The following is a 25,396-nucleotide window of genomic DNA, read 5'->3' as shown; positions in this document are numbered from 1 at the left end:
AGTTGGATGTAAACCTTCGGGGGTTTTTCTTTGTCTTGACACGGGAAGCGCATATTCCTGAGCCGACAGAAACTAACAGATCTCCGACATTGAATTCTCTCAAGGGGCAATTGGCCCTTGCAGATTGCACGCAAATCACATAAAGATATCTTTATATCTTGATTGGGTGGTGGATGACGGATCTGGTGAAATTCGGTTTGGATGGTCTGGTGGATGTGCTGAAGGCGGCAGGCGAGCCTACGCGGCTGCGGCTGCTGGCGCTTCTTGCCGCCGGCGATCTCACCGTCACCGATCTTACCGAAATTCTCGGCCAGTCGCAGCCCCGTATTTCACGGCATCTGAAGCTGCTCGGCGAGGCTGGCCTGATTGACCGCTATCAGGAGGGCGCGTGGGCCTATTTCCGTCTGAAGCAGGAAGGCAAGGCGGTCATCCTCGTGCGCACGCTTCTCCGGCACGCGGCTGAAAATGATCCGGTATTGCTGCGCGACGGCGAGCGGCTTGCCGCCGTCAAGCGCATCCGTGCCGAGCGGGCGCAAGCCTACTTCAGCCGCAATGCAGCCGAATGGGACGAACTGCGCCGCCTGCATGTGGCTGATGAGGATGTCGACAAGGCTCTGATCGAGTTGATCGGCCCGCAGCAGATCGACTCTTTCCTCGATCTTGGCACCGGTACAGGCCGCATGCTGCAATTGCTGGCGGGCCATTATCGCCGTGCGGTCGGCATCGATGCCAGCCGCGACATGCTGGCGGTGGCGCGCGCCAATCTCGACCGATCGAACATCACCGCCGCTTCGGTGCGACATGGCGACATCTTCAATCTGCCGCTCGAGGCGCAGGACTTCGACCTGATCACCATTCATCAGGTGCTGCATTTCCTCGATCAGCCGGAGATCGCCATCAACGAGGCGGCACGAATGCTCAGGCCCGGCGGCCGGCTGGTGATCATCGATCTCGCCCCGCATGGGCTGGAATATCTACGCGACGAACATGCGCATTTGAGACTCGGTTTCTCGCATCAGACCATATCGGAATGGCTGAAATTGGCGGGGCTCGATGTCGAACAGGTGCTGGACCTTCATTCGGGGAAGGAAGGCGGTCAAGCGCTGACGGTCACGATCTGGCTGGCACGCGACCCGCGGCTGCTGATCGCCGCCGGGCAGGGCCTCCAGTCGTCCCCAGTTCTTGCCGGGAGAGCTTGATATGTCTTCAAAGACTGAAAACGGCCAGCGTGGCATCCGCATTTCCTTCGAGTTCTTCCCGCCGAAATCGGAAGAGGCCGAGGTGCAATTGTGGAACACGGTCGCCGACCTGACCGAGTGGCAGCCGGAATTCGTCTCGGTCACCTATGGCGCCGGGGGCTCAACCAAGGCGCCGACCCTGTCAGCCGTGCGCCGTATGATCCATGAGACACCGTTTACGACCGCTTCACATCTGACTTGCGTCGGCGCAACGCGCGAGGATACGCATCGCGTCATCGATGATTTCCTCTCCGCTGGAGTCCGCCGTTTCGTGGCCTTGCGTGGTGACCCACCGGGCGGCGTCGGCTCTGCTTACCGGCCGCATCCCGGCGGTTATGCCAATGCCGCCGAACTGGTGTCGGCGTTGCGTGAGCGCGGTGATTTCGATATTTCCGTGTCGGCCTATCCGGAAAAGCACCCGGAAAGCCGTGACACCGCCGCTGATATCGACATGCTGAAGCGCAAGGCTGATAACGGCGCCAACCGGGCTTTGACCCAGTTCTTCTTTGATAATGACGTCTTTGAACGCTATCACGACCGCGTCCGCGCCGCCGGTGTCAAGATTCCCGTCGTGCCGGGTATCATGCCGATCCAGAACCTGACTCAGTTGAAGCGCTTTGCCGGCGCCTGCGGCACCAGCATCCCTTCTTGGCTGGATGAGCGCTTTGACGGCCTAGACGAGCATGCAGACAAGCGGGCCAGCGTCGCCGCAGATGTCGCCGCGGAGCAGATCGAAGACCTGGTTCGCCGCGGCATCAACGAGTTTCATCTCTACACGATGAATCGCTCACCGCTTGTCTCAGCCGTTCTCGAACGATTGGGCATCCGGCGGAAGGCGGATGCCTGCGAGGGTGCCGCTGCCTAACGGAATCCGGGATACGAACATGAAAAAGCGCATGTCGATTTTCGGCATGCGCTTTTTTAAATGAAATGGATTGTTTTGTTAGCTTTCAGGAGTACGGCTGCCTGCGATGTTCGTATTTCGTTAGATGAAAAGCATCGTCAGCACGAATACAAACGCTGCACTGACCACTAGGACGTTGATGGATCGCGTCAATCCCATGTCTTCCTCCTCAGTCAACTGGTAAACTCTATGTCGAAAATGTGTCGCTTGGAAAGCGAATTCGATGCTGCGTCGCGGCATGCAACGCAGATCTTGAATCACGATCTTCAGGCAAGATGTTGTTTTATATGAAAAATTTGAACGGCATGTCGCTCACGAAATTTAATGCATCGTTAATTTAGCCGTGAGCAAATTAAGGCGAATGTGTCCTGCTGAACCGTGAATCGGTTAATTCGGGCTTTGGTCTGGCAAACCATTGTTTGGGCTATTGACCGCTCGTTCGGACGTTCGGTCGCATGCGCGCGTAGAGCCGTCCGTCGAGTATGAGCAGGCCGGCGCCGATCAGCAGCATGCCGGTGATTTCGGTGATCCCCAGTCGCTCGCCCAAGAAAAGAAAGCCGAGCAGGATAGCGCTCGGCGGCACGAGCAGGGTCACCAGCGAGGCGTTGGTGGCGCCTGCGAGCGCCATGATGCGGAAGTAGAGGATATAGGCAAACGCGGTCGACAAGAGTGCCATGCCGAAAATGGCGGCGAGGGCGCTGGTGGGTGGCGTTGCCAAGGTCCAGGGCTGGTCAGCAAAAAGGGCCACCGGCAGCATGAGGGTAGCGGAACAGGTCAATTGGCCCGCCGCAATAACAGGCGGCGCCATGCCTTTGAAACGCTTGGCATAGATTGCGGCGAAGCCATAGGAGATCGCGGCAAGGATCGGCAGCAGCAGCGCCCAGAATGGAACCTCGGCTCTATCAGTCATGCTTGGCCCGAGCAGTACGATCGTGCCGACGAGCCCCGTCAGGCAGCCGGCGAGCTTGGCGGAAGTCAGCCGCTCGTCGGTGGTGAAATGGTTGCCGATCAATACGGTCCAGATCGGCGTCGTCGCGTTCAGGATAGATGCGAGCCCCGCGCCCATCTGCGTTTGGCCGACGAAGATCAGCGCATGCGGTACGGCGTTGTTGATTAAGCCCAGCAACAGGAATTGCCGCCAATGCGTTCGCAGCAAACCATAGATTCCGAAACGACCGGCGATGTAGGCATGTAGCGCTATTGCCGCCAGCGACAAACGGAGGAAAACCAGCGTGAAGGGCGGCACGTCGTGAACGGCGATACGGGCGAAGAAGAACGAGCCGCCCCAGATGAGTCCGAGCAATAGCAGCAGACTCCAGGTCAGCGCGTTCATGCCGTTGGTGGTGTTCATTGATGCGCCTCCGCTATTTTGAACTTATTCTGGCGAAAGGAGAGGCGCTTTCCACCCGTTTCTTGCCGAGCGTCGATCAAGTGCCCGAAAGATCCCCGAATAGTTGCTTGTCCATAAAACGAAAAGGCGGCCAACGGCCGCCTTTCCTGGAAGAGCAGTAGTGCTCAAAGCGCGTTCAGTAATGATTGCGTCGCCCAACCATCGGCGGGAAGGCCGAGACGAAACTGTTCCTTTTGGACGGCGACGCGCGTGCCGGAGCCGAGAATGCCGTCGATCTTGCCGACATCGTAGCCCCGTGCCGTGAGCTTGGTCTGAAGCGCTTTCATATCGACATCGTTCAGGCCCGCTTCCGGTGTGCCCTTGTTGTAGGTCGGAGCACCGGCAAAACGGGTGGCGAAATAGGCCGCGGACGTCGTGTAGATGAACGACTGGTTCCATCCGAGATAGGCGTTGTAATTCGGATAGGTCAGGAAAGCCGGGCCCTTGCGACCCTGCGGCAGGATGAGGGCGGCCGGCAGCGAGCCGAAATTCGTGTTGCCGTCGCGCGGCTTGACGCCGAGCTGGAACCAATCGCCAGCCGTGAGCGTGCCGCCGATGCCGGATTTCTCCCAGGGCAGATTATCTGGCACCGTGACCTCCTGCAGCCAAGGCTGGCCACGCTGGAAGCCGAGATGCTGAAGGAACCTTGCCGTGGTCAGAATGACGTCGGGTGCGCTCGTCTTCAAATTGACATGACCGTCGCCGTCGCCATCGGTGCCATAGGCAATGATATCGGGGGGCAGCATCTGCGTCTGACCAATTTCGCCGGCCCATGCACCTGTGGTGGTCGCCGGGTCAACATCGCCACGCTGCACTAATTCGATCAGCGCGATCAGGCGCGGGCGGAAGAAGTCCGGCCGGCGGCAGTCATGTGCGAGAGTGACCAAGGCGTTGCGGGTGTTGAAATTGCCCTGAACGGCGCCGAAGTCAGTTTCCATGGCCCAGAAGGCCGTGATGACACCGGGAGGGACACCGTAGTCCTGCTCGGCCTTGGCGAAGACGTCGGCATACTGCTTCATCTTCTGGCGACCGATATCTAGGCGACCCTGGCTGACCGTGCGCTGCGAGAATTCGAGGAAGGTCTGTCGGAATACGCCCTGGCCTCGGTCCATGGAGAGGACCTTCTGGTCGATCTGAGCACCGGCAAGGGTCTTGTCCGCGGCGGCCGCATCTGCGCCGGCCGCGATGGCATCGGCCTTGACACCGGCCAGGAAGGAAGCGAGGTCCCCGCCGCATGCCACCTGTGAGGCACCGGTTCCACCTGTATTCGGCGCCGCAGTCGGGGTTGCGTTCTGCGCCATTGCCACACTTGCCATGGCTGAAGCGAAGACCAACGCGAGTGCGCTGCGTCGAATAGTATAGGGGTCCATGGGCGATCCTCTTTGCTGACAGAATAGGGTCGCTTTCACAGAAGATTGTGACAGAAGCAAGAGAGAAGTTCGGGCAGTCTCAAGAATTTCCTTCCTTCTCTACTGCCGCCACCCAGTTGTGCCAATTTTGTTCGGAACCGGAGAAAACATTGATGTCAGTCGGTCCCTTGATGCCCGGGATCAGGCCCGTCGACGTGTATTGCCAGAAGTCCCAGCTGCGATCCGCGTAGATCTCCTTGGGATGCTTTGCGACTGAGCGCACCCAGAACTTATAGTCCTTGAAGTATCCGACGAGGTTGTCGCGGTGGAAGTCGACCGACGTATAAATGATCGGGCGCTTGCCGTAATAGGCTTCCAGGCGATCCATGAAGCGCTTGATCTCAGCGCGCACCGTTTCAGGAGCCGGTCTGGTACGGCAGGTTGGCGAGTCAGGGTTCCATTCGACGTCGACAACAGGCGGAAGCATCCTCGCGTTCTTCGGCACATTGTGAATGAACCAGTCGGCCTGGTCGTCTGCCGTCGAACAGAAATAGTAGAAGTGATAGGGCGCGTACGGGATACCGGCTGCGTTCGCGTCGCGCCAATATTCGCTGAAGCGGTCATCGATCCTATCTTTGCCTTCGGTCGCCTTGATGAAGACGAAGGCAATGCCTGAGTTCTTCACCGACTGCCAATTGATATCGCCTTGCCATTTCGAGATGTCGATGCCGTGAACGGGGTGACGCTCCGGATGATCGCGGCCGAAGTCCTGCGGCTTCGTATCCTTGAAACGAGACTTCGGTACCGACGCGGTCTGAAAGCTGTCATAGCCCATGGTGCAGCTGTTGAGGAGGAAGGCGAGCGGCAGTAAGCATGACAGAAGCCTGCGCATGGATATCCCGTTATGGCGCGAGTAATCTAGCTGCCCCAAAGCTTGGCTTCCGTGATGTGTGGTCCCCGAAGTCCCAAAAGAGGCAATGGACCAAGCTGTTGTCAGCCGGCCTTGCCACTTTTTAACCATATCAACGTAAAAAATGTGTTATCTTCAAGTAAATTCTTATACTTGAAATGCCGTTTGAGTGGATTTCATGCCGAATTCCACTCTTTTCGCTAGGCGCGCGGCTTAACGACGACGGCTCTCCATGCGTAACCACGTCCGATCTCTTCGAATATCAGCTTGGCACCGCGCGCCTGAACGCGCTCTTCCAGCACCGTACGGAGGTCGGCTCGCGGCGTGACGTGGAACTTCTTCAGCCAGCCCTTCAGCATGGTGCGAAACCAGCCCGGCAGTCGCTCCTGCTGGCCAAAATCGACGATATGCAGTTCGCCGCCGGGAATAACCGCATCGAGAGAGGCATCGATCGCGCTCTTCCAATCCGGGATCATCGACAGAGCGTAGGAGATCATAACGCGGTCGAAGCCGGCGACACCGAAATCGGCAGCCGAAAAGGCGGTGGCGTCGGCCACACGGAAATCCGGCGTCTGCTTTAGGCCGCGAAAATTATTGCGGGCAGAGATCAGCATTTCCTGCGAGATGTCGAGGCCGTAAAGCCTGGCCGACGGAAAGCGGCGATGCGCCAGCAACATGTTGCGGCCGGTGCCGCAGCCCACTTCCAGCAGGGAGCCGCCGAAAGGCACGTTGAGGTGCGCAATGGTGCGGTCGCGGCCGAAGAGGTAGTATTTGCGGGTCAAGTCGTAGATGTGCCGCTGGTAGCGGTACATGCCGTCCATCAGTCCGGCATGGCTCTTAGAGCTTGTCTGAAGACCTGTGTCCGCCTGGCTCACGCTTTTTTCCCATAGATGTGGAAGCCACCGTAGATCGCCGAGCGGTCGCGGACGTTAAGCTCCTGCGAGCGCTCTTCGAAATAGACCCACTGATCACGAATGGCGGGGGAGAGGCGGCCTTCGATGATGCTCTTTTCGGCAGCCGTGCGGAAAATGACGCGGGCGCCTTCGCGGGCCGTCCGGGTGATTTCCGCCCAGAGCTGGTTCAGCTGTTCGTCGTTCATCCAATCCTGCGCGTCGAGCAGGATGTAGCGGTCGCGCGAGGCGGCCGGCTTGGAAGCCAAAAGTTCGGTAAAGTTGGCGTGATGTACGTCGACGCGGTCAGCATTGGCGCGAATGGCGGGATAATGCTCGGGCCGCAGATAGGTCGGGAGCGGCCCTTGATGCTGGGCGGCATAGCGCCGCGCGAAGGCCTGCCAGGCAAAATAGTTGTCGCGCATCGGGAAATGACACGACAGCTTCTCCAGGCGGTGCTTCAGAACACCCGAGATGGAATCGTCGCCGGCGAGGCTCGCAAGTTCGTCATATTGCTGCGGCGGGATGCCGAGGCCGAAAAGCGAGCTCTTGCGGCCGAGCAGCCAGCGTACCATCGGCTTGTCGAAGATCGGCGCAATCTCATTGTCGAAAAACTGCCGTTGTTCCCTGACCGTGCGCGCTTCCGTCATCTTGGCGAGACGGACGCCATGCAGGCGCGCCAGCACGTGAGCGGCGCCGATAAAGCGTCCGAGCAAGCCCGTCTTGTAGATGTTGCGGTTGAACACCGTAACGCGGCGGCGACCATACATATCGCGGCCGCCCCAATAGGCAGCAGTTGCCGGATCCAGCCGCGGCGCAATGAACTGGTCATAGGCCTGGCTGTTGGCGCTGACGCCGGGCGTGCCGAAGAAGCGCACCAGATCGGCATGAGCGGGCAGCAGCCGGAAGGCGGCGAGCTTGAGCTTGTTCAGGGCGATGTGGTGACGATTGAGGTCAACGACATCGATCGAAGCCGGGCTCTGCGAGAGGTAGGCGAGCATGTTGCAGCCGCCGGAGCCGATGGTGACGATGCGGTGGTGGGGCTGAAGCTCCATCGCCTCCATGTCGATATCCGGATCCTCCCAGATCTGCGGGTAGACAAGGCCGGAAAACAGCATGCCGAACAGACGCTCGGAAAAGCCGGCTTTCGACAGAGCCTTGTGTTGCAGAACAGCTTCCTTGACTTTCCGGTTCTTGCGGAGACCGGCATCCGGGGCGAATTCCGTCATCTGAGTCTTGTCACCAATTTGTCAGGTTCAGGGCGTGTAACCCGGTAATGCTACAGTCTGATGACGTGGGCTGTTGGTAGATCCGCCGAAAGGACCGTCGCGCGGGCATTTACAGAAGTGCGATAACGATAGGCCTTTCATACTGCAGCGTTTCCTGATTGTGTCCGCATACCTTTGGAGGGTATGATATGCATTTGATATCGAGAGTGATCGGAGCTCTTTTCCTTTTGCTGCTGATCATTGTCGCGGGCGGTGTCGTCTGGCTTTCGGTCTCGCCACCGGAATTGCTGAGGGTCGGCGACGGTTATGCCGCCAAAATCGTCTGCTCGAACACCTTTATCGCCAAGCGCGATCCCGAAAAGGTGTTGGCGGATGACGTGCAGGCACCAGGCAATCCAGCGCTGAAACTCGTCAGTGTTTCGGTTGATCGAGAGGATGGGGTAGTAACCGCCCGTTTCCTGGGCATGTTCGCGCCTAACTATGCACTCTATCGTGGCGCGCTCGGGTGCACGACAGTTCCGGACGGCGATTTACATGCGGCACGGAGCGCGGTCTTCCTGAACAAGGTGAGGGTGGCCAAAAACGATTCCCTTTGGCCGGATGGCAGTAAGGTCGTACTGGATCAGAATGAGACCGGCGTCGCGCTTTCAAAACTTATCGCCAATCCGGACTTTGCCGGTCCGGAAATGCGTGCCATCGTTGTCGTCAAGGACGGCCGCATCGCGGCCGAGGCCTATGGCGACGGGTTCAACAACGGCACGCCGCTGATCGGCTGGTCGATGACGAAGACAGTCAATGCCGCCATCATCGGCCGTCTGATGCTTTCGGGCCGCATGTCCTTCGACGATCAGAATCTCCTGCCGCAGTGGAGCGGCGATGTGCGCAAGAACATCAAGCTCAGCGATCTCCTCGGCATGGAGAGCGGGCTGGCTTTCAACGAAGGATATGGCGCTGTCTCCGACGTGACGCGCATGCTCTATCTCGATCCGGACTCGACGAGGGTCGCCGCCAGCGCGCCTCAGGAGGCTCCGGCCGGCGAGCGCTTCAACTATTCCAGCGGCACGGCGATATTGCTCGCGAGGCTCTGGATGAACAGGCTTCCGAATGAGAGTGCTGCGATCGCCTATCCGCGCGAGGCGCTGTTTGCTCCGCTCGGCATGTCCAGCGCGGTGTTCGAAGCCGATGAGCGTGGCACCTATGTCGGCGGCTCCTATCTTTACGCGACGGCGCGCGATTGGGCGCGCTTTGGGCAATTCCTGCTGCAGGATGGCGTCTGGAAAGGTCAGCGCCTGTTGCCGGAAGGCTTTGTCGGCGCCATGCGGACCCCGACGACGGCATCGGAAGGTATCTATACGCAGGTTCAAGCCTGGCTCGCGGGCCCCGGTGGCTCCGATGCACAGTTCGGCCTGCCGACGGACACATTCTGGATGCTCGGACATGATGGGCAGAGTGTTGCTATCGTACCATCGGCCAATCTCGTGCTGGTGCGCATGGGGCTGACGCCGGGCTGGGTCGACTACAAGCCGCAGATTCTGCTGAAGAAGATTCTGGATATAACGACGCCGGCCAAAACCTCAGGTCCGACCGGCGCCAATAAAATGGTCCAGGATAATCAGTAATTGCCGTTTGCGACGGCCTCTAGGCCCTTGCGCTTGGCGTCGAAATAATAGCCATGCGCATAGAGCTGAACCGCATTGACTTCCTTGTTTTCAGCCTTGTTGTCGGCCACCATCCAAGCGCCGCGCAGATATTTCGCGGCATATTTAATGTTGGTCTCCGCGTCGAGCAGGCCTGAAGGCGGACCTTCGTAACCCATGGACTTGGCGGTATTGTATTTGATCTGCATCAGGCCGAAATAACCGGCCCTATTATAGGCCTTCGGATTGTAGCGGCTCTCGCGATGAACGACGCGATGGATGAGCGATTCCGGAATTTCGTAAAGCTTGGCATATTTCTGAATGAGCTTCGATACATAGCTCTTCTCAGCGGCCGGCACGTCCGAGGAATCGTCATTCCGAGGGAGCAGCACCGCCGGAACGATCGTTGGACCGCTGGCATCGAAGTTGAAATCGTAGTGCATGCGGTTGTCCACGTAGCCCATGCCGGGAATCTGCGTGGGTGCAGCAAAGGCGACTTCGGTCGGCGCCATGATCGGCGCATCTTCACCAGGGCGGGGCGTCGGAACGACGGATTGAATGGCGGCCACGTCCGATGTCATCGGAATGGTTGCTTGCCCCTCGGTCACGGAACTCGAAACAGGCAGAAGCGCGGTATCGCCCGGACGCGCGGGATTCGGAATCGGGATGGCGACGACGGCGGGGATCGGCGGCTCGTCGGAGGCTGCATATGCGGCTGCTGCGGATGTGTTCGCCGTCGGAGTGCCGGTCACGGCCGCAATGGCGACGGTGCCCTGATTGGCTGCGTTCGGCGCATTCGTTACCGGACCACCCATGCGGTCCTGGGCTATTTGGACCTGGTTTTGAGCAGCCGAACCGCCGCCAACGTTTTGCGCAAAACCGGCGCCAACGCGGTCGGATTTCATCAATACTGCCTGCTGTTGCGGCACGGTCTGCTGCTGCGGTTGGATCTGCTGGCCTGCTGTTGCCGGTGTGGTGGATGCCATAGCCACGCCGCCTGAAGACGATGTAGCACCGACCGAAGCCGGGTTTGTATTCGGATGCGGCACGTTGGTTTGTGCCGACGGGAGTCCTGCCTGGGACGTCTGTTGCTGAGTGCTTGCACACCCCGCAAGAACGCCGCACATCATTGCCGAAAAGGCAACGCTGCGCTTCAGGCTGGGAAATCCGATCGTTACCATTCTGTCACTTTCGAAAAAACCAAACCTCCCTGCGATGCAAATCAGTCACAGGGTCAATAAATTTATGAATCCCCCATTAACCTATCCGTGATCTCCCCGCAACCCTGGACGGCGATCAAGCGGCCATCCGGCGGTATCCGGCGGTCACTGCGCCGGCGGCTATCAACAGGGTTCCACCCGTCCGGTTGACGGCACGCTGCACGCTTGCCTTGCGGATAAAACCGCGCGCCATATCGGCGACGAAAACGTAAATTAGCGAGTTCAATGCCGCCAAAGTCAGGAAAGTCGCCTCCAAAATAAGGGTTTGCTGAAGGAAGGGCTTCGACATGTCGAGGAATTGCGGAACGAAGGCGATGAAGAAGACGATGCTCTTCGGATTAAGCGCCGTCACAACATAAGCGTGCAGCAAAATCTTCAGCGGTTTTTCCTCGGGAAGGTTGTCATTATCGCCCATCGGGCCGGTCACGATCGGAGCGCGCCAGAGCTTAATTCCAGAAACATGAGGTAGGCTGCGCCGATCAGCTTGAGAATCGTAAACAGAGTCGCTGAGGTGGCGAGAAGTGCGCCAAGACCTGCGAGCGAGGCGGTCATCGCCGTGAAGTCGCCAAGCGTCACGCCGGTCACGGTTGCCAGCGCCGTCTTCCGACCATGGCCGAGTGCATACGAGATCACAAGGAGAATGGTCGGACCGGGTATTGCCAGCATGATGCAGGACGCGGCGGCGAAAGCGAGCCAGGTTTCGATGGACATGGAATCCTCCTCTATTCCTATTCGCCGCCAGCAAAGACATTGGATTTATGATCCGTCAATTAGGATTGGGTGTATTTTTGCCCAATATGCTCCATGACCTCGGCGAACCACGACAATGACAGATCGAAGGGCTTGCCGCCCTTGATGCGCGGGAATTCGATGGTGCGCAGCTTGCCGCCCTGGCCTTCGTCGTGGCCGGTGACGCCGGACACCTTATTCAATGCACTTTCAACCGCGAGATCGACCATGCCCTGGATGAGACGCAGGTCTTCGCCGTTGGCCGGCGCCGAGCGGGCAAAGTAGCCCGACTTCTGTACCAGGGAGCGCTCCGCGCCGAGGAGGGTGGCGAATTGCTTCTGGAACCAGTTGCCGACGTTGATGGTATCGATCTTCACATGACCGAAGGCATCGCGCTTGATGGTTTCTCCGGCGGCTTCACGCTCGGCGACGATAGCGTCGAGAGCGGCACCTTCCGAAACGAACAGCGTCACTTGACCGGTCTTGTCCATGATGGCCTTCAGGCGCTCGGCTTCCGCTTCTATGTCGAAGGCCATTTCCGGCAGGTAGAGGCCGTCAATGCTCTTCATGGCGGCATTCATCATGAAGCCTTCCACATATTCATAGGTGCTGGTCTTCTGGATATAGGCGCGGGCGGTCGCCGCCGTCAGCCAGCCGCAGCTGCGGCCCATGACTTCATGAATAACGAGGGTACGCGGAGCGGCGGTCTGTTCATTGCTGACATTGTCGAAGAAATGCGCGCCGACTTCGGCTGCCGTCCATGCGCCGAGAGACTGGCGGATCGGCACAACATCGTTGTCGACCGTTTTCGGCAGGCCGACCACAGTCAGGTCATAGCCATTGGCGCCGAGATAGGCGGCAAGATCGGCCGCCGTCGTGTTGGTGTCGTCGCCACCGATCGTGTGAAGAATGGTGACGCCATCCGAGGCGAGGCGCTCGGCAGCGACACGGAGTGGATTTTCACCTTCCTTGACGAGGCCGCGCTTGACGCAATCGGCAGCGTTGGTGAGCTTAACGCGGCTGTTGCCGATCGGCGAACCGCCGTAGCGGTGCAGCAGATGGGCCCGTTCGCGCATACCGGGCGTGATTTCAATGCGATCGGCCAGTAGAACGCCCTGATAGCCGGAGCGATAAGCGATGATGTCGAGATCGGGCGCGACGTCGCTGTAGCGCTGGATCAGGCCGCCAACCGCGGAGGAGAGACAGGGCGCCAATCCGCCGGCGGTGAGCATTGCGACTTTTTGTTTGGCCATGGGGATCCTCCTTGCAGCCTAGCTGCGTCATTGCGGTGATTGCCGTTCGAATGGATGCGACAGGCGGAGATGGCTGTAAAGTAAAGAATTTAAGAAAGGCATGCTTTGCTTTTTCAATCGGGCAATCAGCATGGCCGGCCGTACGGCATCACAAATTGCGGCTTCGAACACGCCATCATTACCGAATTGTGAAAAGTGTTTTCGGCTCTGCGACCAATGGACTGCTTGCAATCGCAACCATTATTTGATCAACGTGTTTCTTATTCAGAAGGGGTAGTTAAGACCATCATGTCGTTCTGGGAAAAATTGCTGAATGCTGTTGGTGGCACCGCTGGCAATGCCCTGTCGGCGGTGGTTGAAGCCATTCGCACGCTGTTCGAAGGCGATCCGGAAACCCGCCGCAAGGTAGCCTTTTCCGTCGCCATCATCGCGCTTTCCGCCAAGATGGCGAAGGCCGACGGTGTGGTGACTGAAAACGAAGTCAACGCATTCCGCGAGATCTTCGAATTTCCGCCGGACCAGGCGAAGAACGTTGCGCGTCTTTATAATCTGGCCCGCCAGGACGTCGCCGGTTACGAAGCCTATGCCGAGAAGCTGTCGTCGCTCTGCGTCACCTGCTCAAAGAATTGTCCGGTACTGGAAGACGTGCTCGACGGTCTTTTCCATATCGCCAAGGCTGACGGCCTGATTCACGAGAAGGAAATGGCCTTCCTGCAGCATATTGCCCAGATCTTCCATATGAGCGAGCAGCGGTTCGAGCAGATCATGGCTCGCCATGTCAGCGTCGGCGGCCGCGATCCTTATAAGGTACTTGGCGTGTCGCCCCAGGATGATTTCAAGACCATCCGTCGCCGCTACCATGGCCTGGTTTATGAGAACCACCCCGATCGCCTCGTCTCACGCGGCGTGCCGGAAGAATTCCACCTCATCGCCAATGAGCGTATGGCGGCCCTCAACGCAGCATATGCGGAAATCGAGAAAGAACGCCGCGCTGCATGAGTTCCTTTGCGGCAGATTATGCAGGCGCCAGCGTGCAGCCGTCGGCGAACTATGGCGAGCGGAAGGACGGGCGCAAGCCGGACATGATCCTCCTGCACTATACTGGCATGGGCACGGCCGAAGGTGCGCTTGACTGGCTCTGCCGCGACGAGAGCCAGGTGTCGAGCCACTACTTCATCTTCGAGGATGGGCGCGTGATCCAGCTCGTGCCGGAGGAACGTCGGGCCTGGCATGCCGGCAAGAGCGCCTGGCACAACGAGGCCGACATCAACTCGCTGTCGATCGGCATTGAAATTGCCAATGCCGGCCATCCCGGCGGGCTGCCCGACTTTCCCGACGCGCAGATCGAAGCAATTATCGAACTTTGTCGCGATTGCGGCCATCGCTGGGCAATTTCACCTGAGCGTGTACTTGGACACTCCGATGTCGCCCCGGTCCGCAAGGTCGATCCGGGCGAAAAATTCCCGTGGGCGCGACTGGCCGCAGCAGGGGTCGGTCATTGGGTCGAGCCGACGCCGATCAGAGGTGGGCGGTTTTTCCAGAAGGGCGATGCGGGACAGCCGATCGAGGCGCTGCAATCCATGCTCTCGCTCTATGGTTACAGTACGGAAATTACAGGCGAATTCTCCACGAAGCTGGAGGGTGACGTCGAGGCTTTCCAGCGTCATTTCCGCCAGGAGAGGGTGGACGGGATCGCCGATTTTTCGACCATCGACACGCTGCATCGCTTGCTGTCCGCACTGCCTCGTTTTTCCTAACGTTAGGCGGGTTTCCATTTTGCAATGCTAAAGAAACCGTAGCGCGCAAAATGCGTAACGTACTGCAGCGCCACATCATTTCCCTATTATCTCCGCATTGCGCTGGTCTAACGACGCCCGCTTAACGGCGGTCGCGCAAGTCTGGTTTGTGTGTCGCGCGGCCGTAAAGACTAACGGGGACCGTACACTCCGGCGGCTCTTTTTGCCTCCCGCCGGACTGATGGCTTAGTGCTGTCCGCGATCCCGCGCCTGGAGACAAAAGACTACATGAAAAATCTGATTATTGCCGCTGCAGCGTGCGTGAGCGTGCTGCTGACAGGATATGATTGCGCCTTCGCTGGCCCACGCGACGAAAAAACCAAGACCCTTCCTTTAAAGACCATCACACGCACGACCGGCTATGCCACACCGAATGTTCCCGCCGAATTGCGCGATACGGAAAATTCCATTGCCGCACAAAATCCCTACTCGGCCGTGATTGCCAAATACGCCAAGCAGAACGGCGTGCCGGTCGAATTGGCAACCGCAGTTGTTCAGATCGAAAGCAATTTCAATCCTAAAAAGCGCGGCAGCGCCGGCGAGATCGGCCTGATGCAGGTCAAGCCTACCACTGCGAAGCTGATGGGCTATGCCGGCAGTGCCAAGGGGCTTTACGATCCCGACACGAACATTAAGTTCGGCATGAAATACCTCGCCATGGCACAGAAGCTTGGCGGCGGACCGACCTGCAACACCATCCTCAAATACAATGCCGGCCACGCGGCGACGCGCATGAATCCTGTCTCGCAGGAATATTGCGGCAAGGTGCTGGCGCTCCTTGATTAACGGCCGCTCTCAAGAGGATTGCGGGTAGGGCTGAGCTGCTTTCCATGTTATCGAGTCGCGATCATTTGCGAGGGATATAACATGGCAGCGAATTTCAGGTTCATCGTCGTCGGTCGGGGAATGATGGGGGCGGCTGCCGCCCGCCATCTGGCCAAGCAGGCGGATGGCGTAGCCGTTATCGGCCCGGATGAACCCGACGACCGCGCGAACCACCAGGGTGTTTTCGGCAGTCACTACGACGAAGGCCGGATCACCCGCACCATCGATCCGGACGCCGATTGGGCGCGGCTCGCCAACCGCTCGATCGCCCGCTATGCCGAGATCGAGCGCGACAGTGGCATTCACTTCTATGCCCCCGTCGGTTGCCTCGTGGTCGGGCCGAAGCGTGGTGGCGCTCATGCTTATGTCGGCAATGTCGTCGATGCCGCCGCTCGGCTCGGTGTTCAGACGGAACTTTTGGATGACGCCGGGTTGAAGGCGAAATTCCCCTTCTTCTCCTTCGCTGAAGGCAGCGAGGGCATCTACGAGCCGCACGGCGCCGGTCATATCAGCCCGCGACGGTTGGTGAAGGCGCAGTCGCTACTGGCGGAGGAGGCAGGGGCTCGCATCATCAAGCAGACCGTCGCCTCGATCCGCGACGAGGGCGGCCTGGTGGCCGTCACCACCGCGGAAGGCGAGACATTCCGGGCGGAGAAAGTTCTCCTCGCCGCGGGCGGTTTCTCCATTGCCGAGAATCTGTTGCCGCGATCGGTTGAGATGAAGGTTTATGGTCGCACGGTGACATTCTTCGAGGTAAGCGAGACAGAGGCTCAAGCGCTTTCGGCCATGCCGTCGCTGATATCTTCCAGGCCTGACGATATCGACAGCATCTATCTGCTGCCGCCGATCCGCTATCCGGACGGGAAATACTATATCAAGATCGGTGGCGATCCGGATGACTTCCAGCTCGACAGCGAGCCGGAACTGCGCGCGTGGTTTCGAACCGCCGGCCGCGATAAGGCACGCGATCACCTGACGCGGATCATCCAGGAACTGGTTCCGAGTGTGACGGGTCCATCGGCCTTTACCAATTCCTGCGCCGTTTCCTATTCACCGACGAGCTATCCGATGATCGGTTACACGTCGTCGCCCCGCGCCGCCGTTCTGACCGGCGGTTGCGGCATGGCGGCGAAAAGTTCCGACGAGATCGGCAGGCTCGGGGCCGAATTGTTGCTCGAAGGTCGAATCAAGGATGACGGCTACCATACGGATTTCTCTGCGCATTTCCGTGTTTAGGCCGACAGGAAGAGAAAGCCGCATATTTCGGTGGCAATTACCGGCGCTCTCGGCTAATGGAGCCCTGCCAGTTGGCCGGGCAGCCGCGCCTCACCAATGCCGAAAGGCGGTGGGGTGAGGAAAGTCCGGGCTCCACGGAAACACGGTGCCGGATAACGTCCGGCGGGGGTAACCTCAGGGAAAGTGCCACAGAAAGCAAACCGCCCGGTCCTCGGATCGGGTAAGGGTGAAAGGGTGGGGTAAGAGCCCACCGCGTCTCTGGCAACAGCGACGGCACGGTAAACCCCACCGGGAGCAAAACCGAATAGGGATGACGCGGATCGCGAAAGCGGTCCAGCCTGTTTCCGGGCCGGTCATCCGGGTGGGTTGCATGAGGCGGCGCGCAAGCGGCGTCCAAGATGAATGGCTGCCACGTTCCGGCCTCGGTCGGAGCCATACAGAACCCGGCTTACAGGCCAACTGGCAAATTATCTTTCGGCGAAAGTCGATGCTCTCGGGTGCTGTGGAAACAATTTTTCAGACCGCCGGAACGCCTGGTTTTCAGCCTCTCCACTGTGTCGGAAGAAGGCGTTTTCATCCGTGAAAACAATCCGTTTTGGCACCTTGCCTCAGGGCGATCCTAACCTTTCGTTAAACTTAACAGCTTATGAATATTCAGGCTGTGGCCACGTCTGCGTGGCTTCATCCCATTGACGCCCATATGGTCCCATGGTATCCCAAAAACCCACTGCACAAGGGCAAATCATCGCCCGTTCATCGCAAAGCCATGATTCCTCCTTTCTCGGAGGTGTCGGAAGGGTGTTCTCTCTTTCGGCTTGCGAAGCTGTGTCCGATTTTGGCTATGTCTGCGGGCGAATGATCGCCCGTGTGTCATGGGGAACGGGTGTTTCGCGTCATGAACCGCTTCCTGTCAAATGCGACCAACAGGATAGATGCCAAAGGCCGGGTTTCCGTGCCGGCGGTATTCCGTTCCGTGTTGGCGGAGCGCAATATCCAGGAGCTGTATTGTTTCCAGGATTTTGTGTTCCCGGCGATCAGCGTCGGCGGTCTCGATTTGCTCGATCGGTTCGAGCGGCAGATTGCGGCGGACGATCCTTTTTCGCCGGCGGCGAACCAGATGTCGCTCCTGATTCACGGGGGCGGGGTCTTTATGAGGCTCGATGCGGAAGGGCGGCTGATGGTCACGGATTTTATCCGCGATTTCACCGGTATCGCCAACGAGGTAACCTTCGTCGGGCGGGCGGATCATTTTCAATTGTGGCAGCCGGAGGCCTTTCAGGCCTTGCAGGCGCAGGCACGAGAGGAGCGCAGGCTGGCGGGCAGGCGCTCGGACTAGAACGAGGAAGCGGAATGGTGGCGAATCCTGGCGGAGGCTCGACTGATGCCGGTGGCGGACCGGTTCGCCACATTCCGGTTCTTCTTGCGGAAGTGCTTGAGGCGTTGGCTCCGGCGGCCGGCAAGCTCATTCTTGACGGCACGTTCGGTGCTGGCGGCTATACCTCGGCAATTCTCGCGGCCAGCGCGGATGTGATTGCACTCGATCGCGATCCGACGGCGATTGCGGCTGGGCAGGCAATGGTCGCTGCTCATGCCGGTCACCTTTCTCTCATTCATTCGCAGTTTTCCCGGCTCGCCGATCATGCGCCGCAGGGTGGGCTCGATGGCGTCGTGCTCGATATCGGTGTCTCTTCCATGCAGCTCGATGAGGCCGAGCGCGGCTTCTCGTTCAGCAAGAATGGCCCGCTCGATATGCGCATGTCGGCAAGCGGCGTGTCGGCGGCCGATGTCGTCAATCGCGCCAAGCTGGCCGATCTCATTCGCATTTTCGCCTTCCTCGGCGAAGAAAAGCAGGCGCCGCGCATTGCGCATGCAATCGAAAAACGGCGGGCGGAAGTGCCGTTCGTGACCACTCGCGATCTCGCCGGACTGATCGAGATCGTCACGCCGCGAAAGGCCAAGGACAAGATTCATCCGGCGACCCGCGTCTTTCAGGCGCTGCGCATCTTCGTCAACGATGAGCTCGGCGAGCTGGCGCAGGCGCTGTTTGCTGCCGAGCGGGCGCTGAAGCCGGGCGGACGTCTGGTCGTCGTGACTTTTCATTCGCTGGAAGACCGGATCGTCAAGAAGTTCTTTGCCGATCGCTCCGGTCGCGCTACCGGCTCCCGCCACATGCCCATGGTGTATGAGCGGCTGGCGACCTTCGATCCGATCGGTAAGTCGATGGTTTCGGCCAGTGACGTCGAAGCGGAAGCCAATCCGCGGGCGCGTTCGGCCAAGCTGCGCGCCGGTCTTCGTACGGCTGCCCCGGCCGAGGCTGCCGATCTCTCGATCTTCGATCTGCCCAATCTCGCCAGTCTCGGAAAGCTCGGAGGTTGATATGCTGAGGACTTTTGACATCGTTCTGATTGGCGTCATGACGGCGATGGCCTCCGTTACCTACACCATCAAACATCGTGCCGAACTGAAACTCGAAGAGGTTCATCGCCTCGAATCCGAGATCAAATTGGAAAAGGACACGATCGAGCTTCTGAAAGCGGATTGGGCGCTGGTCGTGCAGCCGAACCGTTTGGAGCGATTGGTCAATAACTATAGTAGTGAACTCAAGCTGGAGCCGACGCTGTCGACAGCGATTGTGCAGCCGAACGAGTTGCCGATGCTGCGCTCGCAGCTTCCGCCCGAAACCGTTGCCGATGCCAAGGATGGCGCGAAGGGCGCCAGCGCCAAAGCGCCTGGCGGGAAGGTGAATTCCGCCGCTGCGTCGAAGAATGGCGACACGACGGATGCGGAAATCAGGAAGGCGATTGCCGATGTCGCCGCCGCTCCTGCACCGCGTCCGGTCGCCAAGGCGCCGCCGTTGCTGAAGCATAAAAAACAAGAAGTCGACGATATCGCAACTGGATCGGTGGACGAGTGATGTCTTTTCTTTCGCGCATCATGGTCTTGAAAAGCAAGGCGCATTTCTCCACCGACGGCAATAACCGCCCGAACGACGGTTTCAGAGGCTCGACCTTCGAAGGTGCCCGCAAACGCAAGGCCAATCAGGCCAAGAGCCGTGTCGTTCTGTTGGTCGTGAGTTTTACCGTCGTTTACTGCATCATCGGCGGACGCCTTGCCCAGTTCGCCATGACGCCGCCGGATACGACCTCGAGCATCCTGCCGCCAGATCGGCTCATGGCCTCGCGCCCTGACATCGTCGACCGCAACGGCGCCCTAATGGCGACAGATATTCGCACGGTGTCGCTGTTTGCCGAGCCAAACAAGATCATCGATCCCGATGAGGCTGTCGAGCAACTGCGCACCGTTCTGCCCGACCTCGATACCAAGGGCACCTATAAGAAACTTGCCGTCAAGACCTCGCATTTTGCCTGGCTTCGCCGCCAGTTGACGCCGAAACAGCAGAGCCAGATTCTGGCGCTCGGCATCCCCGGTATCGGTTTCCGTCCTGAAAAGCGACGCTTCTATCCGGGCGGTTCGACCGCTGCCCACATTCTTGGCTACGTCAATATCGACAACCGCGGCGTGACCGGAATGGAGAAATATATCGACGACCAGGGCCTTGCCGATCTCGCGGCGGCCGGCATGACCAGTGACCAGCCGTTGCAGCCGGTGAAGCTTTCGGTCGATCTGCGCGTGCAGGATATCGTCCACGATGCGGTCGTCAATGCCGTCAATAATTTCCAGGCGAAGGGTGCGGGTGCAGCGGTACTTGACGCTCGTACCGGCGAGGTGCTGGCCATGGCGTCGGCTCCCGACTTCGATCCGAACAATCCGAACGAGGGCGCTGCGGAAGGCTGGCTCAACCGCATGACGAACGGCACGTTCGAAATGGGGTCGACGTTCAAGACTTTCACCATGGCGATGGCGCTCGATTCCGGCAAGGTCACGCTGCGTGATGCCTTCGACGCCACCAACCCGATCCGTATCGGCGGCTTCACCATTCACGACTTCCACGGGCAGCATCGTGTGCTGACCGTTCCGGAAATCTTCCAGTATTCCTCCAACATCGGTACGGCGAAGATCGCCGATCTCATCGGCATCGATGCCCACAAGGAATTCCTGACCAAGATGGGGCTGCTGACCAAGATGGACACCGAGCTGCCGGAAGTGAAGATGCCGACCCAGCCGCATGTTTGGAAGAAGATCAACTCGATCACCATTTCCTTCGGCCACGGTGTCTCCACCACGCCGCTGCAGGTGGCGGTCGCCGGCGCGGCCCTCGTCAATGGCGGCAGGCTGATCGAGCCCACTTTCCTGCCGCGCACTCGCGAGCAGGCCGACGCGGTCGCCAAGGTCGTCGTCAAGAAGAGCACCAGCGATGACATCCGCTTCCTGCTTGATTTCAACGGCTCCAAGGGATCGGGCAAGGCTGCCCGCGTGCCCGGCTATGACGTCGGCAGCAAGACCGGCACCGCTGACAAGGTCGTCAACGGCCGCTACTCGCACACGCTGAATTTCAACACTTTCCTAGCCGCGTTCCCGATCGACAATCCGCAATATGTCGTCATGACCTTCTGCGACGAGCCGAAGACCGGTGAGCACGGTGGCACGATCTCGGCCTATACGGCAGCGCCGATCGCTCGTGACATCATCGCGCGGGCCGCACCCATACTCGGAATCCAGCCCAGCTTCGGAAACGGCAACTCGGCCTTGCTGGTGTCTTATTAAGCGTGAAAGAATACACGGGTCGATTCGCGAGGGGCGGACTGATCGAGAAGGCGAAAAGTATATTCGATGAACTTGCGGGACATTGCCGGGAAAGCGTTTCCGGAACTCAACGAACAAGTCGGCGGGACACTTGGCGATCTTGAGATAACAGGCCTTTCCGCCGATAGCCGTAAGGTTGCACCCGGCATGGCTTTCGTAGCTGTCGCCGGCACGAAGGCTGACGGCGCAAGTTTCATTGCCGATGCGGTTTCGCGTGGTGCGTCTGTGGTTGTCGCCGGCCATGGCGCTGTCACCACCGGCGTACCTCTGTTGACCGTTGCGGAGCCGCGCCGTTTTCTCGCTGTCGCCGCTTCGCGCTTTTATGGCAGGCAGCCCGAGACGATGGTTGCCGTTACCGGCACGGCCGGTAAAACCTCGGTCGCGTCGTTCACCCGTCAGATCTGGGCACATGCGGGCCATCCGGCGGCGATGATCGGCACGACCGGAGTCGTCTCACCGACGCGCAATGATTACGGCTCGCTGACGACGCCCGATCCGGTGTCCCTGCACCAACTGCTTGCCGAGCTTGCGGATGAAGGTGTTACCCATGCGGCGATGGAGGCCTCCAGTCATGGCCTTGATCAATTCCGCCTAGACGGCGTCCGGCTCGCTGCCGCTGCCTTCACCAATCTCGGCCGTGACCATATGGATTATCATCCGACGGTCGAGGACTATATGGCCGCCAAGATGCGGCTGTTTCGCGATTTGTTGCCGAAGGGCTCGCCCGCGGTGATCTTTGCCGACGATATTTGGTCGGAACAGGCAATTGCGGCCGCGCGCGAGGCCGCGCAGGTCATCCGCACTGTCGGTCGCAAGGGCGATTTCCTGACGTTGAAGCGCGTCGAGCATTTCCGTCACAAGCAGGTCGCCGAAGTTCATATCGGCGACGATATTTTCGAGGTTCACATTCCGCTTGCCGGCGATTTCCAGATCGCCAATGCGCTGGCTGCCGCTGGTCTTGCCATTTCCACCGGCGTTGTCGCGCCGGTTGCCATGGCGGCGCTGGAAAAGCTCGTCGGTGCTTCCGGTCGATTGGAGCTTGTCGGTCATACCCATGACGGCGCACTCGCCTATGTCGACTACGCGCACAAGCCGGATGCTTTGGAAAATGTGCTGAATTCGGTGCGGCCCTTCACCACCGGCCGCGTCATTGTCGTCTTCGGTTGTGGCGGCGACCGCGATCGCGGCAAGCGGCCGATCATGGGCGAAATTGCCTGCCGTCTGGCCGATGTGGTTGTCGTCACCGACGATAATCCGCGCTCGGAAGAGCCGGCGGCGATTCGCGCCGAGATCATGGCCGCAGCACCCTGCGCCACCGAGATCGGCGACCGTGCCAAGGCAATCCGCGAAGCAGTCGGCATGCTGAAATCCGGCGATACACTAATCGTCGCGGGCAAGGGGCATGAGGAAGGTCAGACGATCGGCAGCGTCACGCTGCCCTTTTCCGACCATGCCGAACTGCGCAAAGCACTGGAGGAGGTAAGGTCTTGAGCTGGCTATGGACAACTGAAGACATGATCGCCGCCATTGCGGGCCGCTCCTTCGGAGCGCTGCCTGAGGGCGTGACTGGGATTTCCATCGACAGCCGTTCGATCAAGCCAGGCGAAGCTTTCTTCGCCATCAAGGGCGATCGCGTCGATGGCCATGACTATGCCAATCTGGCGATGGCCAACGGCGCCGCGTTGATCGTGATCAGCGAGGCACGGCTGCCGGCGATGGGCCGGCTGACCGTGCCGAAGATCGTTGTCGACGACGTATTGGCAGCGCTCGCCAGGTTGGGTGTTGCCGCCCGCCAGCGCACGGCTGCGAAGATCATCGCCGTCACCGGTTCGGTCGGCAAAACCACCACGAAGGAGATGCTGCGCCGAACGTTGTCGCCATCGGGCAAGGTGCATGCCTCAGTCGCCTCCTTCAACAATCATTGGGGCGTGCCGCTGAGTTTGGCGCGCATGCCTCAGGATACCGATTTCGGTGTCTTCGAGATTGGTATGAACCATCCGGAGGAAATCCGGCCGCTGACCAAGATGGTGCAGCCGGAAGTGGCCATCATCACAACGATCGCGCCGGCACATCTCGGTAATTTCAAGAACATCACCGAGATCGCAGCCGCCAAGGCAGAGATATTCGACGGTGTCGTACCGGGCGGTCATGTCATCCTCAACCGCGACAACGACCAGTTCGATTTCCTGGAGCGTGCCGCGCTGGCTGCCGGTGTCGAGCATGTGCACAGTTTCGGCCAGCACGCCAAGGCCGACGTGCGGCTGGCGGAGTTCAACGCGTCGGAAGAGAATTCGACGCTGTGGCTGACGATCGGCGGCGAGACGATGGAAGTAGCGCTCGGCGCGCCGGGTCGTCATATTGCCGAAAACGCGCTTGCCGTGCTCGGCGCGGTCATGCTCGTGGAAGCTGATCTCGACAAGGCCGTGGATGCCTTGGCGGACCTGCGGGCGGAAAAGGGCAGGGGGCAGCGCCACAAACGGGCGATCGGCAACGGCTATTTCACGCTGATCGATGAAAGTTACAACGCCAACCCCGCCTCCATGCGCGCGGCTATCGCGCTGCTGGCGACATCGTTGCCGGACGCCAATGTCGGCAGCAGAGCGGGCAGGCGGGTCGCCATTCTCGGCGACATGTTGGAAATGGGGGATTATGCCCAACGAGTGCATGCCAACCTCGCCGGTCCGCTGCTGGCGGCCGGTATCGAGCATGTCTGGCTGGCAGGTCCGGAGACGGCGGCGTTGAGGGATGCGCTGCCGGAAAGTGTCCATGTCGAATATCGTGAGACTACGGAGGAGCTCGCGGAATTCGTGCTCAACTCGATCGCCCCAGGCGATGTTTTGATGGTGAAATCGTCGCTGGGGATAGGATTCGGGAAGATCGTGGCAGCTTTGCTTGACAAGTTTCCAGCATTCCCCGACACGGAGCCCCACTCCCATCAGGGGCTTTAGAAAGGGCTCTTATGCTGATCTGGCTTGCCGAACTGTCGGACCACATTCATTTTTTCAGTACTCATTTCAGATTTCTCAATCTGTTCAGATATATCACGTTCCGCACCGGCGGCGCTTTGTTCACTTCGGCGTTGATCGTCTTCCTCTTCGGGCCGCGAATCATCTCCTCCCTGCGTGTGCGCCAGGGCAAGGGACAGCCGATTCGCGCCGACGGTCCGCAGACTCATTTCAAGAAGGCCGGCACGCCGACCATGGGCGGGCTGATGATTTTGGCCGGCATCGTCGTGTCGTCAATGCTGTGGGCCGATCTTGCCAACGTCTATGTGGTCGCAACGCTGCTGGTTACACTAGGCTTCGGCGCCATCGGCTTCTATGACGACTATCTCAAGGTCACGAAGCAGAGCGACAAGGGCTTTTCCGGCCGTGCCCGCCTCGGCATCGAGTTCGTTATTGCCGCCATCGCCGTCTACTTCATGATGACCACGGCGCTGTCCTCCGGCGCCGCCGGTTCGACCTTCGGCTCATCGATAGCATTCCCGTTCTTCAAGAATTTCATGCTCAATCTCGGCATGTTCTTCGTGCTGTTTGGTGCTTTCGTCATCGTTGCTGCGGGCAACGCCGTGAACCTGACGGACGGTCTCGACGGACTTGCCATCGTGCCGGTCATGATTGCCGCCGCCTCGTTCGGTATTATCGCCTATCTCGCCGGCAACTATGTCTTTGCCGACTATCTGGCGATCAACTTCGTGCCTGGTACCGGCGAATTGGCGGTGGTGCTCGGCGCAGTTATCGGCGCCGGCCTCGGTTTCCTCTGGTTCAACGCGCCGCCGGCGGCCATTTTCATGGGGGATACCGGTTCTCTGGCGCTGGGCGGCATGATCGGTTCGGTGGCGGTTGCCACCAAGCATGAGATCGTCATGGCAATTATTGGTGGCCTTTTCGTGCTGGAGGCGCTTTCGGTCATCATCCAGGTCGGCTTCTTCAAGATGACTGGCCGCCGCGTTTTCCTGATGGCGCCAATCCATCATCACTTCGAGAAGAAGGGCTGGACGGAAAGCCAGGTGGTCGTGCGCTTCTGGATCGTTGCGGTCATCCTGGCGATGATTGGCCTCTCCACCCTGAAGCTCCGGTGAGGCGG

At 59.4% G+C, this 25,396-nt stretch carries 21 protein-coding genes, 1 other RNA gene and 1 pseudogene; 15 read left to right on the top strand and 8 right to left on the bottom strand.

Translation table 11 applies throughout. The features are described from left to right. Positions 1–173 precede the first annotated feature (173 nt). Positions 174–1,199, top strand: a complete 1,026-nt coding sequence (locus CCGE525_RS13020; RefSeq protein WP_120704630.1) for an ArsR/SmtB family transcription factor — start codon at positions 174–176, stop codon at positions 1,197–1,199. 1 nt (position 1,200) lies between these two features. After that, positions 1,201–2,103 carry a methylenetetrahydrofolate reductase [NAD(P)H] gene (gene metF / locus CCGE525_RS13015; RefSeq protein WP_120704629.1) on the top strand — a complete coding sequence of 301 codons (903 nt, stop codon included), beginning with the start codon at positions 1,201–1,203 and terminating at the stop codon, positions 2,101–2,103. A gap of 463 nt (positions 2,104–2,566) precedes the next feature. On the opposite strand, the gene CCGE525_RS13010 is transcribed toward metF, so the two are convergent. The 5 genes from CCGE525_RS13010 to CCGE525_RS12990 form a co-directional block, all read right to left on the bottom strand. Beyond that, a complete protein-coding gene (locus CCGE525_RS13010) occupies positions 2,567–3,493 on the bottom strand; it encodes a DMT family transporter (protein WP_120704628.1) in 927 nt (308 codons plus the stop codon). A gap of 164 nt (positions 3,494–3,657) precedes the next feature. After that, a complete protein-coding gene (locus tag CCGE525_RS13005) occupies positions 3,658–4,902 on the bottom strand; it encodes a lytic murein transglycosylase (RefSeq protein ID WP_120704627.1) in 1,245 nt (414 codons plus the stop codon). Between the two features lie 79 nt (positions 4,903–4,981). Then, complete coding sequence (locus CCGE525_RS13000) at positions 4,982–5,773, bottom strand: glycoside hydrolase family 25 protein (RefSeq protein ID WP_120704626.1); 792 nt, start codon at positions 5,771–5,773, stop codon at positions 4,982–4,984. A 218-nt stretch (positions 5,774–5,991) separates the two neighbouring features. Next, positions 5,992–6,666, bottom strand: coding sequence for a class I SAM-dependent methyltransferase (locus CCGE525_RS12995; protein WP_120704625.1), 675 nt, complete (start codon positions 6,664–6,666; stop codon positions 5,992–5,994). Beyond that, complete coding sequence (locus CCGE525_RS12990) at positions 6,663–7,910, bottom strand: BtaA family protein (RefSeq protein WP_120704624.1); 1,248 nt, start codon at positions 7,908–7,910, stop codon at positions 6,663–6,665. Before CCGE525_RS12990 ends, CCGE525_RS12995 begins: the two co-directional genes overlap by 4 nt. A 188-nt stretch (positions 7,911–8,098) precedes the next feature. On the opposite strand from CCGE525_RS12990, the gene CCGE525_RS12985 reads away from it, so the two are divergent. Then, positions 8,099–9,529 carry a serine hydrolase domain-containing protein gene (locus tag CCGE525_RS12985; protein WP_120704623.1) on the top strand — a complete coding sequence of 477 codons (1,431 nt, stop codon included), beginning with the start codon at positions 8,099–8,101 and terminating at the stop codon, positions 9,527–9,529. Here the strand turns inward: CCGE525_RS12985 and CCGE525_RS12980 are convergent. The 3 genes and pseudogenes from CCGE525_RS12980 to CCGE525_RS12970 form a co-directional block, all read right to left on the bottom strand. After that, a complete protein-coding gene (locus CCGE525_RS12980) occupies positions 9,523–10,728 on the bottom strand; it encodes a lytic transglycosylase domain-containing protein (protein ID WP_120704622.1) in 1,206 nt (401 codons plus the stop codon). The genes CCGE525_RS12985 and CCGE525_RS12980 overlap by 7 nt on opposite strands. Before the next feature lie 115 nt (positions 10,729–10,843). Next, positions 10,844–11,478: pseudogene (locus CCGE525_RS12975) on the bottom strand (LysE family translocator). 59 nt (positions 11,479–11,537) lie between these two features. Next, the gene (locus CCGE525_RS12970; protein ID WP_120704621.1) at positions 11,538–12,749 is read right to left on the bottom strand and encodes a pyrophosphate--fructose-6-phosphate 1-phosphotransferase; all 1,212 of its coding nucleotides are present in this window, start codon (positions 12,747–12,749) and stop codon (positions 11,538–11,540) included. A gap of 288 nt (positions 12,750–13,037) precedes the next feature. Here CCGE525_RS12970 and CCGE525_RS12965 point away from each other — a divergent pair, with 288 nt between their 5' ends. The 12 genes from CCGE525_RS12965 to mraY all read left to right on the top strand — a co-directional run bounded on the left by CCGE525_RS12965 (position 13,038) and on the right by mraY (position 25,391). Beyond that, positions 13,038–13,748 (top strand): J domain-containing protein, encoded by a 711-nt coding sequence (locus CCGE525_RS12965; RefSeq protein WP_120704620.1) that lies wholly within the window; start codon positions 13,038–13,040, stop codon positions 13,746–13,748. After that, positions 13,745–14,506: an N-acetylmuramoyl-L-alanine amidase gene (locus tag CCGE525_RS12960; RefSeq protein ID WP_120704619.1), complete on the top strand. Its 762-nt coding sequence runs from the start codon at positions 13,745–13,747 to the stop codon at positions 14,504–14,506. The genes CCGE525_RS12965 and CCGE525_RS12960 overlap by 4 nt, the downstream gene beginning before the upstream one ends. A 267-nt stretch (positions 14,507–14,773) precedes the next feature. Continuing rightward, on the top strand, positions 14,774–15,331 hold the full coding sequence (locus CCGE525_RS12955; RefSeq protein ID WP_120704618.1) for a lytic transglycosylase domain-containing protein: 558 nt from the start codon (positions 14,774–14,776) through the stop codon (positions 15,329–15,331). Positions 15,332–15,412: 81 nt separating this feature from the next. After that, complete coding sequence (locus tag CCGE525_RS12950) at positions 15,413–16,606, top strand: NAD(P)/FAD-dependent oxidoreductase (RefSeq protein WP_120704617.1); 1,194 nt, start codon at positions 15,413–15,415, stop codon at positions 16,604–16,606. Positions 16,607–16,673: 67 nt separating this feature from the next. After that, positions 16,674–17,073: RNase P RNA component class A (gene rnpB / locus CCGE525_RS12945), an RNA gene on the top strand. A gap of 428 nt (positions 17,074–17,501) precedes the next feature. Next, the gene (gene mraZ / locus CCGE525_RS12940) at positions 17,502–17,942 is read left to right on the top strand and encodes a division/cell wall cluster transcriptional repressor MraZ (RefSeq protein WP_120704616.1); all 441 of its coding nucleotides are present in this window, start codon (positions 17,502–17,504) and stop codon (positions 17,940–17,942) included. Between the two features lie 14 nt (positions 17,943–17,956). After that, positions 17,957–18,982 (top strand): 16S rRNA (cytosine(1402)-N(4))-methyltransferase RsmH, encoded by a 1,026-nt coding sequence (gene rsmH, locus CCGE525_RS12935; RefSeq protein ID WP_120704615.1) that lies wholly within the window; start codon positions 17,957–17,959, stop codon positions 18,980–18,982. Position 18,983: 1 nt separating this feature from the next. Next, entirely contained in the window at positions 18,984–19,520 is a 537-nt protein-coding gene (gene ftsL / locus CCGE525_RS12930) for a cell division protein FtsL (RefSeq protein WP_120704614.1), read from the top strand. Next, positions 19,520–21,271, top strand: coding sequence for a peptidoglycan D,D-transpeptidase FtsI family protein (locus tag CCGE525_RS12925; RefSeq protein WP_120704613.1), 1,752 nt, complete (start codon positions 19,520–19,522; stop codon positions 21,269–21,271). Before ftsL ends, CCGE525_RS12925 begins: the two co-directional genes overlap by 1 nt. Positions 21,272–21,337: 66 nt before the next feature. Next, complete coding sequence (locus CCGE525_RS12920) at positions 21,338–22,801, top strand: UDP-N-acetylmuramoyl-L-alanyl-D-glutamate--2,6-diaminopimelate ligase (RefSeq protein ID WP_120704612.1); 1,464 nt, start codon at positions 21,338–21,340, stop codon at positions 22,799–22,801. Next, entirely contained in the window at positions 22,798–24,258 is a 1,461-nt protein-coding gene (locus CCGE525_RS12915) for a UDP-N-acetylmuramoylalanyl-D-glutamyl-2,6-diaminopimelate--D-alanyl-D-alanine ligase (RefSeq protein ID WP_120704611.1), read from the top strand. The genes CCGE525_RS12920 and CCGE525_RS12915 overlap by 4 nt, the downstream gene beginning before the upstream one ends. 11 nt (positions 24,259–24,269) lie before the next feature. Beyond that, the gene (gene mraY / locus CCGE525_RS12910) at positions 24,270–25,391 is read left to right on the top strand and encodes a phospho-N-acetylmuramoyl-pentapeptide-transferase (protein ID WP_120704610.1); all 1,122 of its coding nucleotides are present in this window, start codon (positions 24,270–24,272) and stop codon (positions 25,389–25,391) included. Positions 25,392–25,396 lie beyond the last annotated feature (5 nt).

Origin of the sequence: Rhizobium jaguaris (assembly GCF_003627755.1) — a bacterium.
GTDB lineage: Bacteria > Pseudomonadota > Alphaproteobacteria > Rhizobiales > Rhizobiaceae > Rhizobium > Rhizobium jaguaris.
The sequence above is the reverse complement of the archived record's forward strand: the minus strand, read 5'-3'. Positions and strand labels throughout refer to the sequence as shown.

What these genes read in the sequence shown, in the direction of transcription:
- CCGE525_RS13020 (WP_120704630.1), top strand. Translation starts at nt 174, where the DNA reads ATGACGGATCTGGTGAAATTCGGTTTGGATGGTCTGGTGGATGTGCTG.
- metF (WP_120704629.1), top strand. Translation starts at nt 1,201, where the DNA reads ATGTCTTCAAAGACTGAAAACGGCCAGCGTGGCATCCGCATTTCCTTC.
- CCGE525_RS13010 (WP_120704628.1), bottom strand. Translation starts at nt 3,493, where the DNA reads ATGAACACCACCAACGGCATGAACGCGCTGACCTGGAGTCTGCTGCTA.
- CCGE525_RS13005 (WP_120704627.1), bottom strand. Translation starts at nt 4,902, where the DNA reads ATGGACCCCTATACTATTCGACGCAGCGCACTCGCGTTGGTCTTCGCT.
- CCGE525_RS13000 (WP_120704626.1), bottom strand. Translation starts at nt 5,773, where the DNA reads ATGCGCAGGCTTCTGTCATGCTTACTGCCGCTCGCCTTCCTCCTCAAC.
- CCGE525_RS12990 (WP_120704624.1), bottom strand. Translation starts at nt 7,910, where the DNA reads ATGACGGAATTCGCCCCGGATGCCGGTCTCCGCAAGAACCGGAAAGTC.
- CCGE525_RS12985 (WP_120704623.1), top strand. Translation starts at nt 8,099, where the DNA reads ATGCATTTGATATCGAGAGTGATCGGAGCTCTTTTCCTTTTGCTGCTG.
- CCGE525_RS12980 (WP_120704622.1), bottom strand. Translation starts at nt 10,728, where the DNA reads ATGGTAACGATCGGATTTCCCAGCCTGAAGCGCAGCGTTGCCTTTTCG.
- CCGE525_RS12970 (WP_120704621.1), bottom strand. Translation starts at nt 12,749, where the DNA reads ATGGCCAAACAAAAAGTCGCAATGCTCACCGCCGGCGGATTGGCGCCC.
- CCGE525_RS12965 (WP_120704620.1), top strand. Translation starts at nt 13,038, where the DNA reads ATGTCGTTCTGGGAAAAATTGCTGAATGCTGTTGGTGGCACCGCTGGC.
- CCGE525_RS12960 (WP_120704619.1), top strand. Translation starts at nt 13,745, where the DNA reads ATGAGTTCCTTTGCGGCAGATTATGCAGGCGCCAGCGTGCAGCCGTCG.
- CCGE525_RS12955 (WP_120704618.1), top strand. Translation starts at nt 14,774, where the DNA reads ATGAAAAATCTGATTATTGCCGCTGCAGCGTGCGTGAGCGTGCTGCTG.
- CCGE525_RS12950 (WP_120704617.1), top strand. Translation starts at nt 15,413, where the DNA reads ATGGCAGCGAATTTCAGGTTCATCGTCGTCGGTCGGGGAATGATGGGG.
- mraZ (WP_120704616.1), top strand. Translation starts at nt 17,502, where the DNA reads ATGAACCGCTTCCTGTCAAATGCGACCAACAGGATAGATGCCAAAGGC.
- rsmH (WP_120704615.1), top strand. Translation starts at nt 17,957, where the DNA reads ATGGTGGCGAATCCTGGCGGAGGCTCGACTGATGCCGGTGGCGGACCG.
- ftsL (WP_120704614.1), top strand. Translation starts at nt 18,984, where the DNA reads ATGCTGAGGACTTTTGACATCGTTCTGATTGGCGTCATGACGGCGATG.
- CCGE525_RS12925 (WP_120704613.1), top strand. Translation starts at nt 19,520, where the DNA reads ATGTCTTTTCTTTCGCGCATCATGGTCTTGAAAAGCAAGGCGCATTTC.
- CCGE525_RS12920 (WP_120704612.1), top strand. Translation starts at nt 21,338, where the DNA reads ATGAACTTGCGGGACATTGCCGGGAAAGCGTTTCCGGAACTCAACGAA.
- mraY (WP_120704610.1), top strand. Translation starts at nt 24,270, where the DNA reads ATGCTGATCTGGCTTGCCGAACTGTCGGACCACATTCATTTTTTCAGT.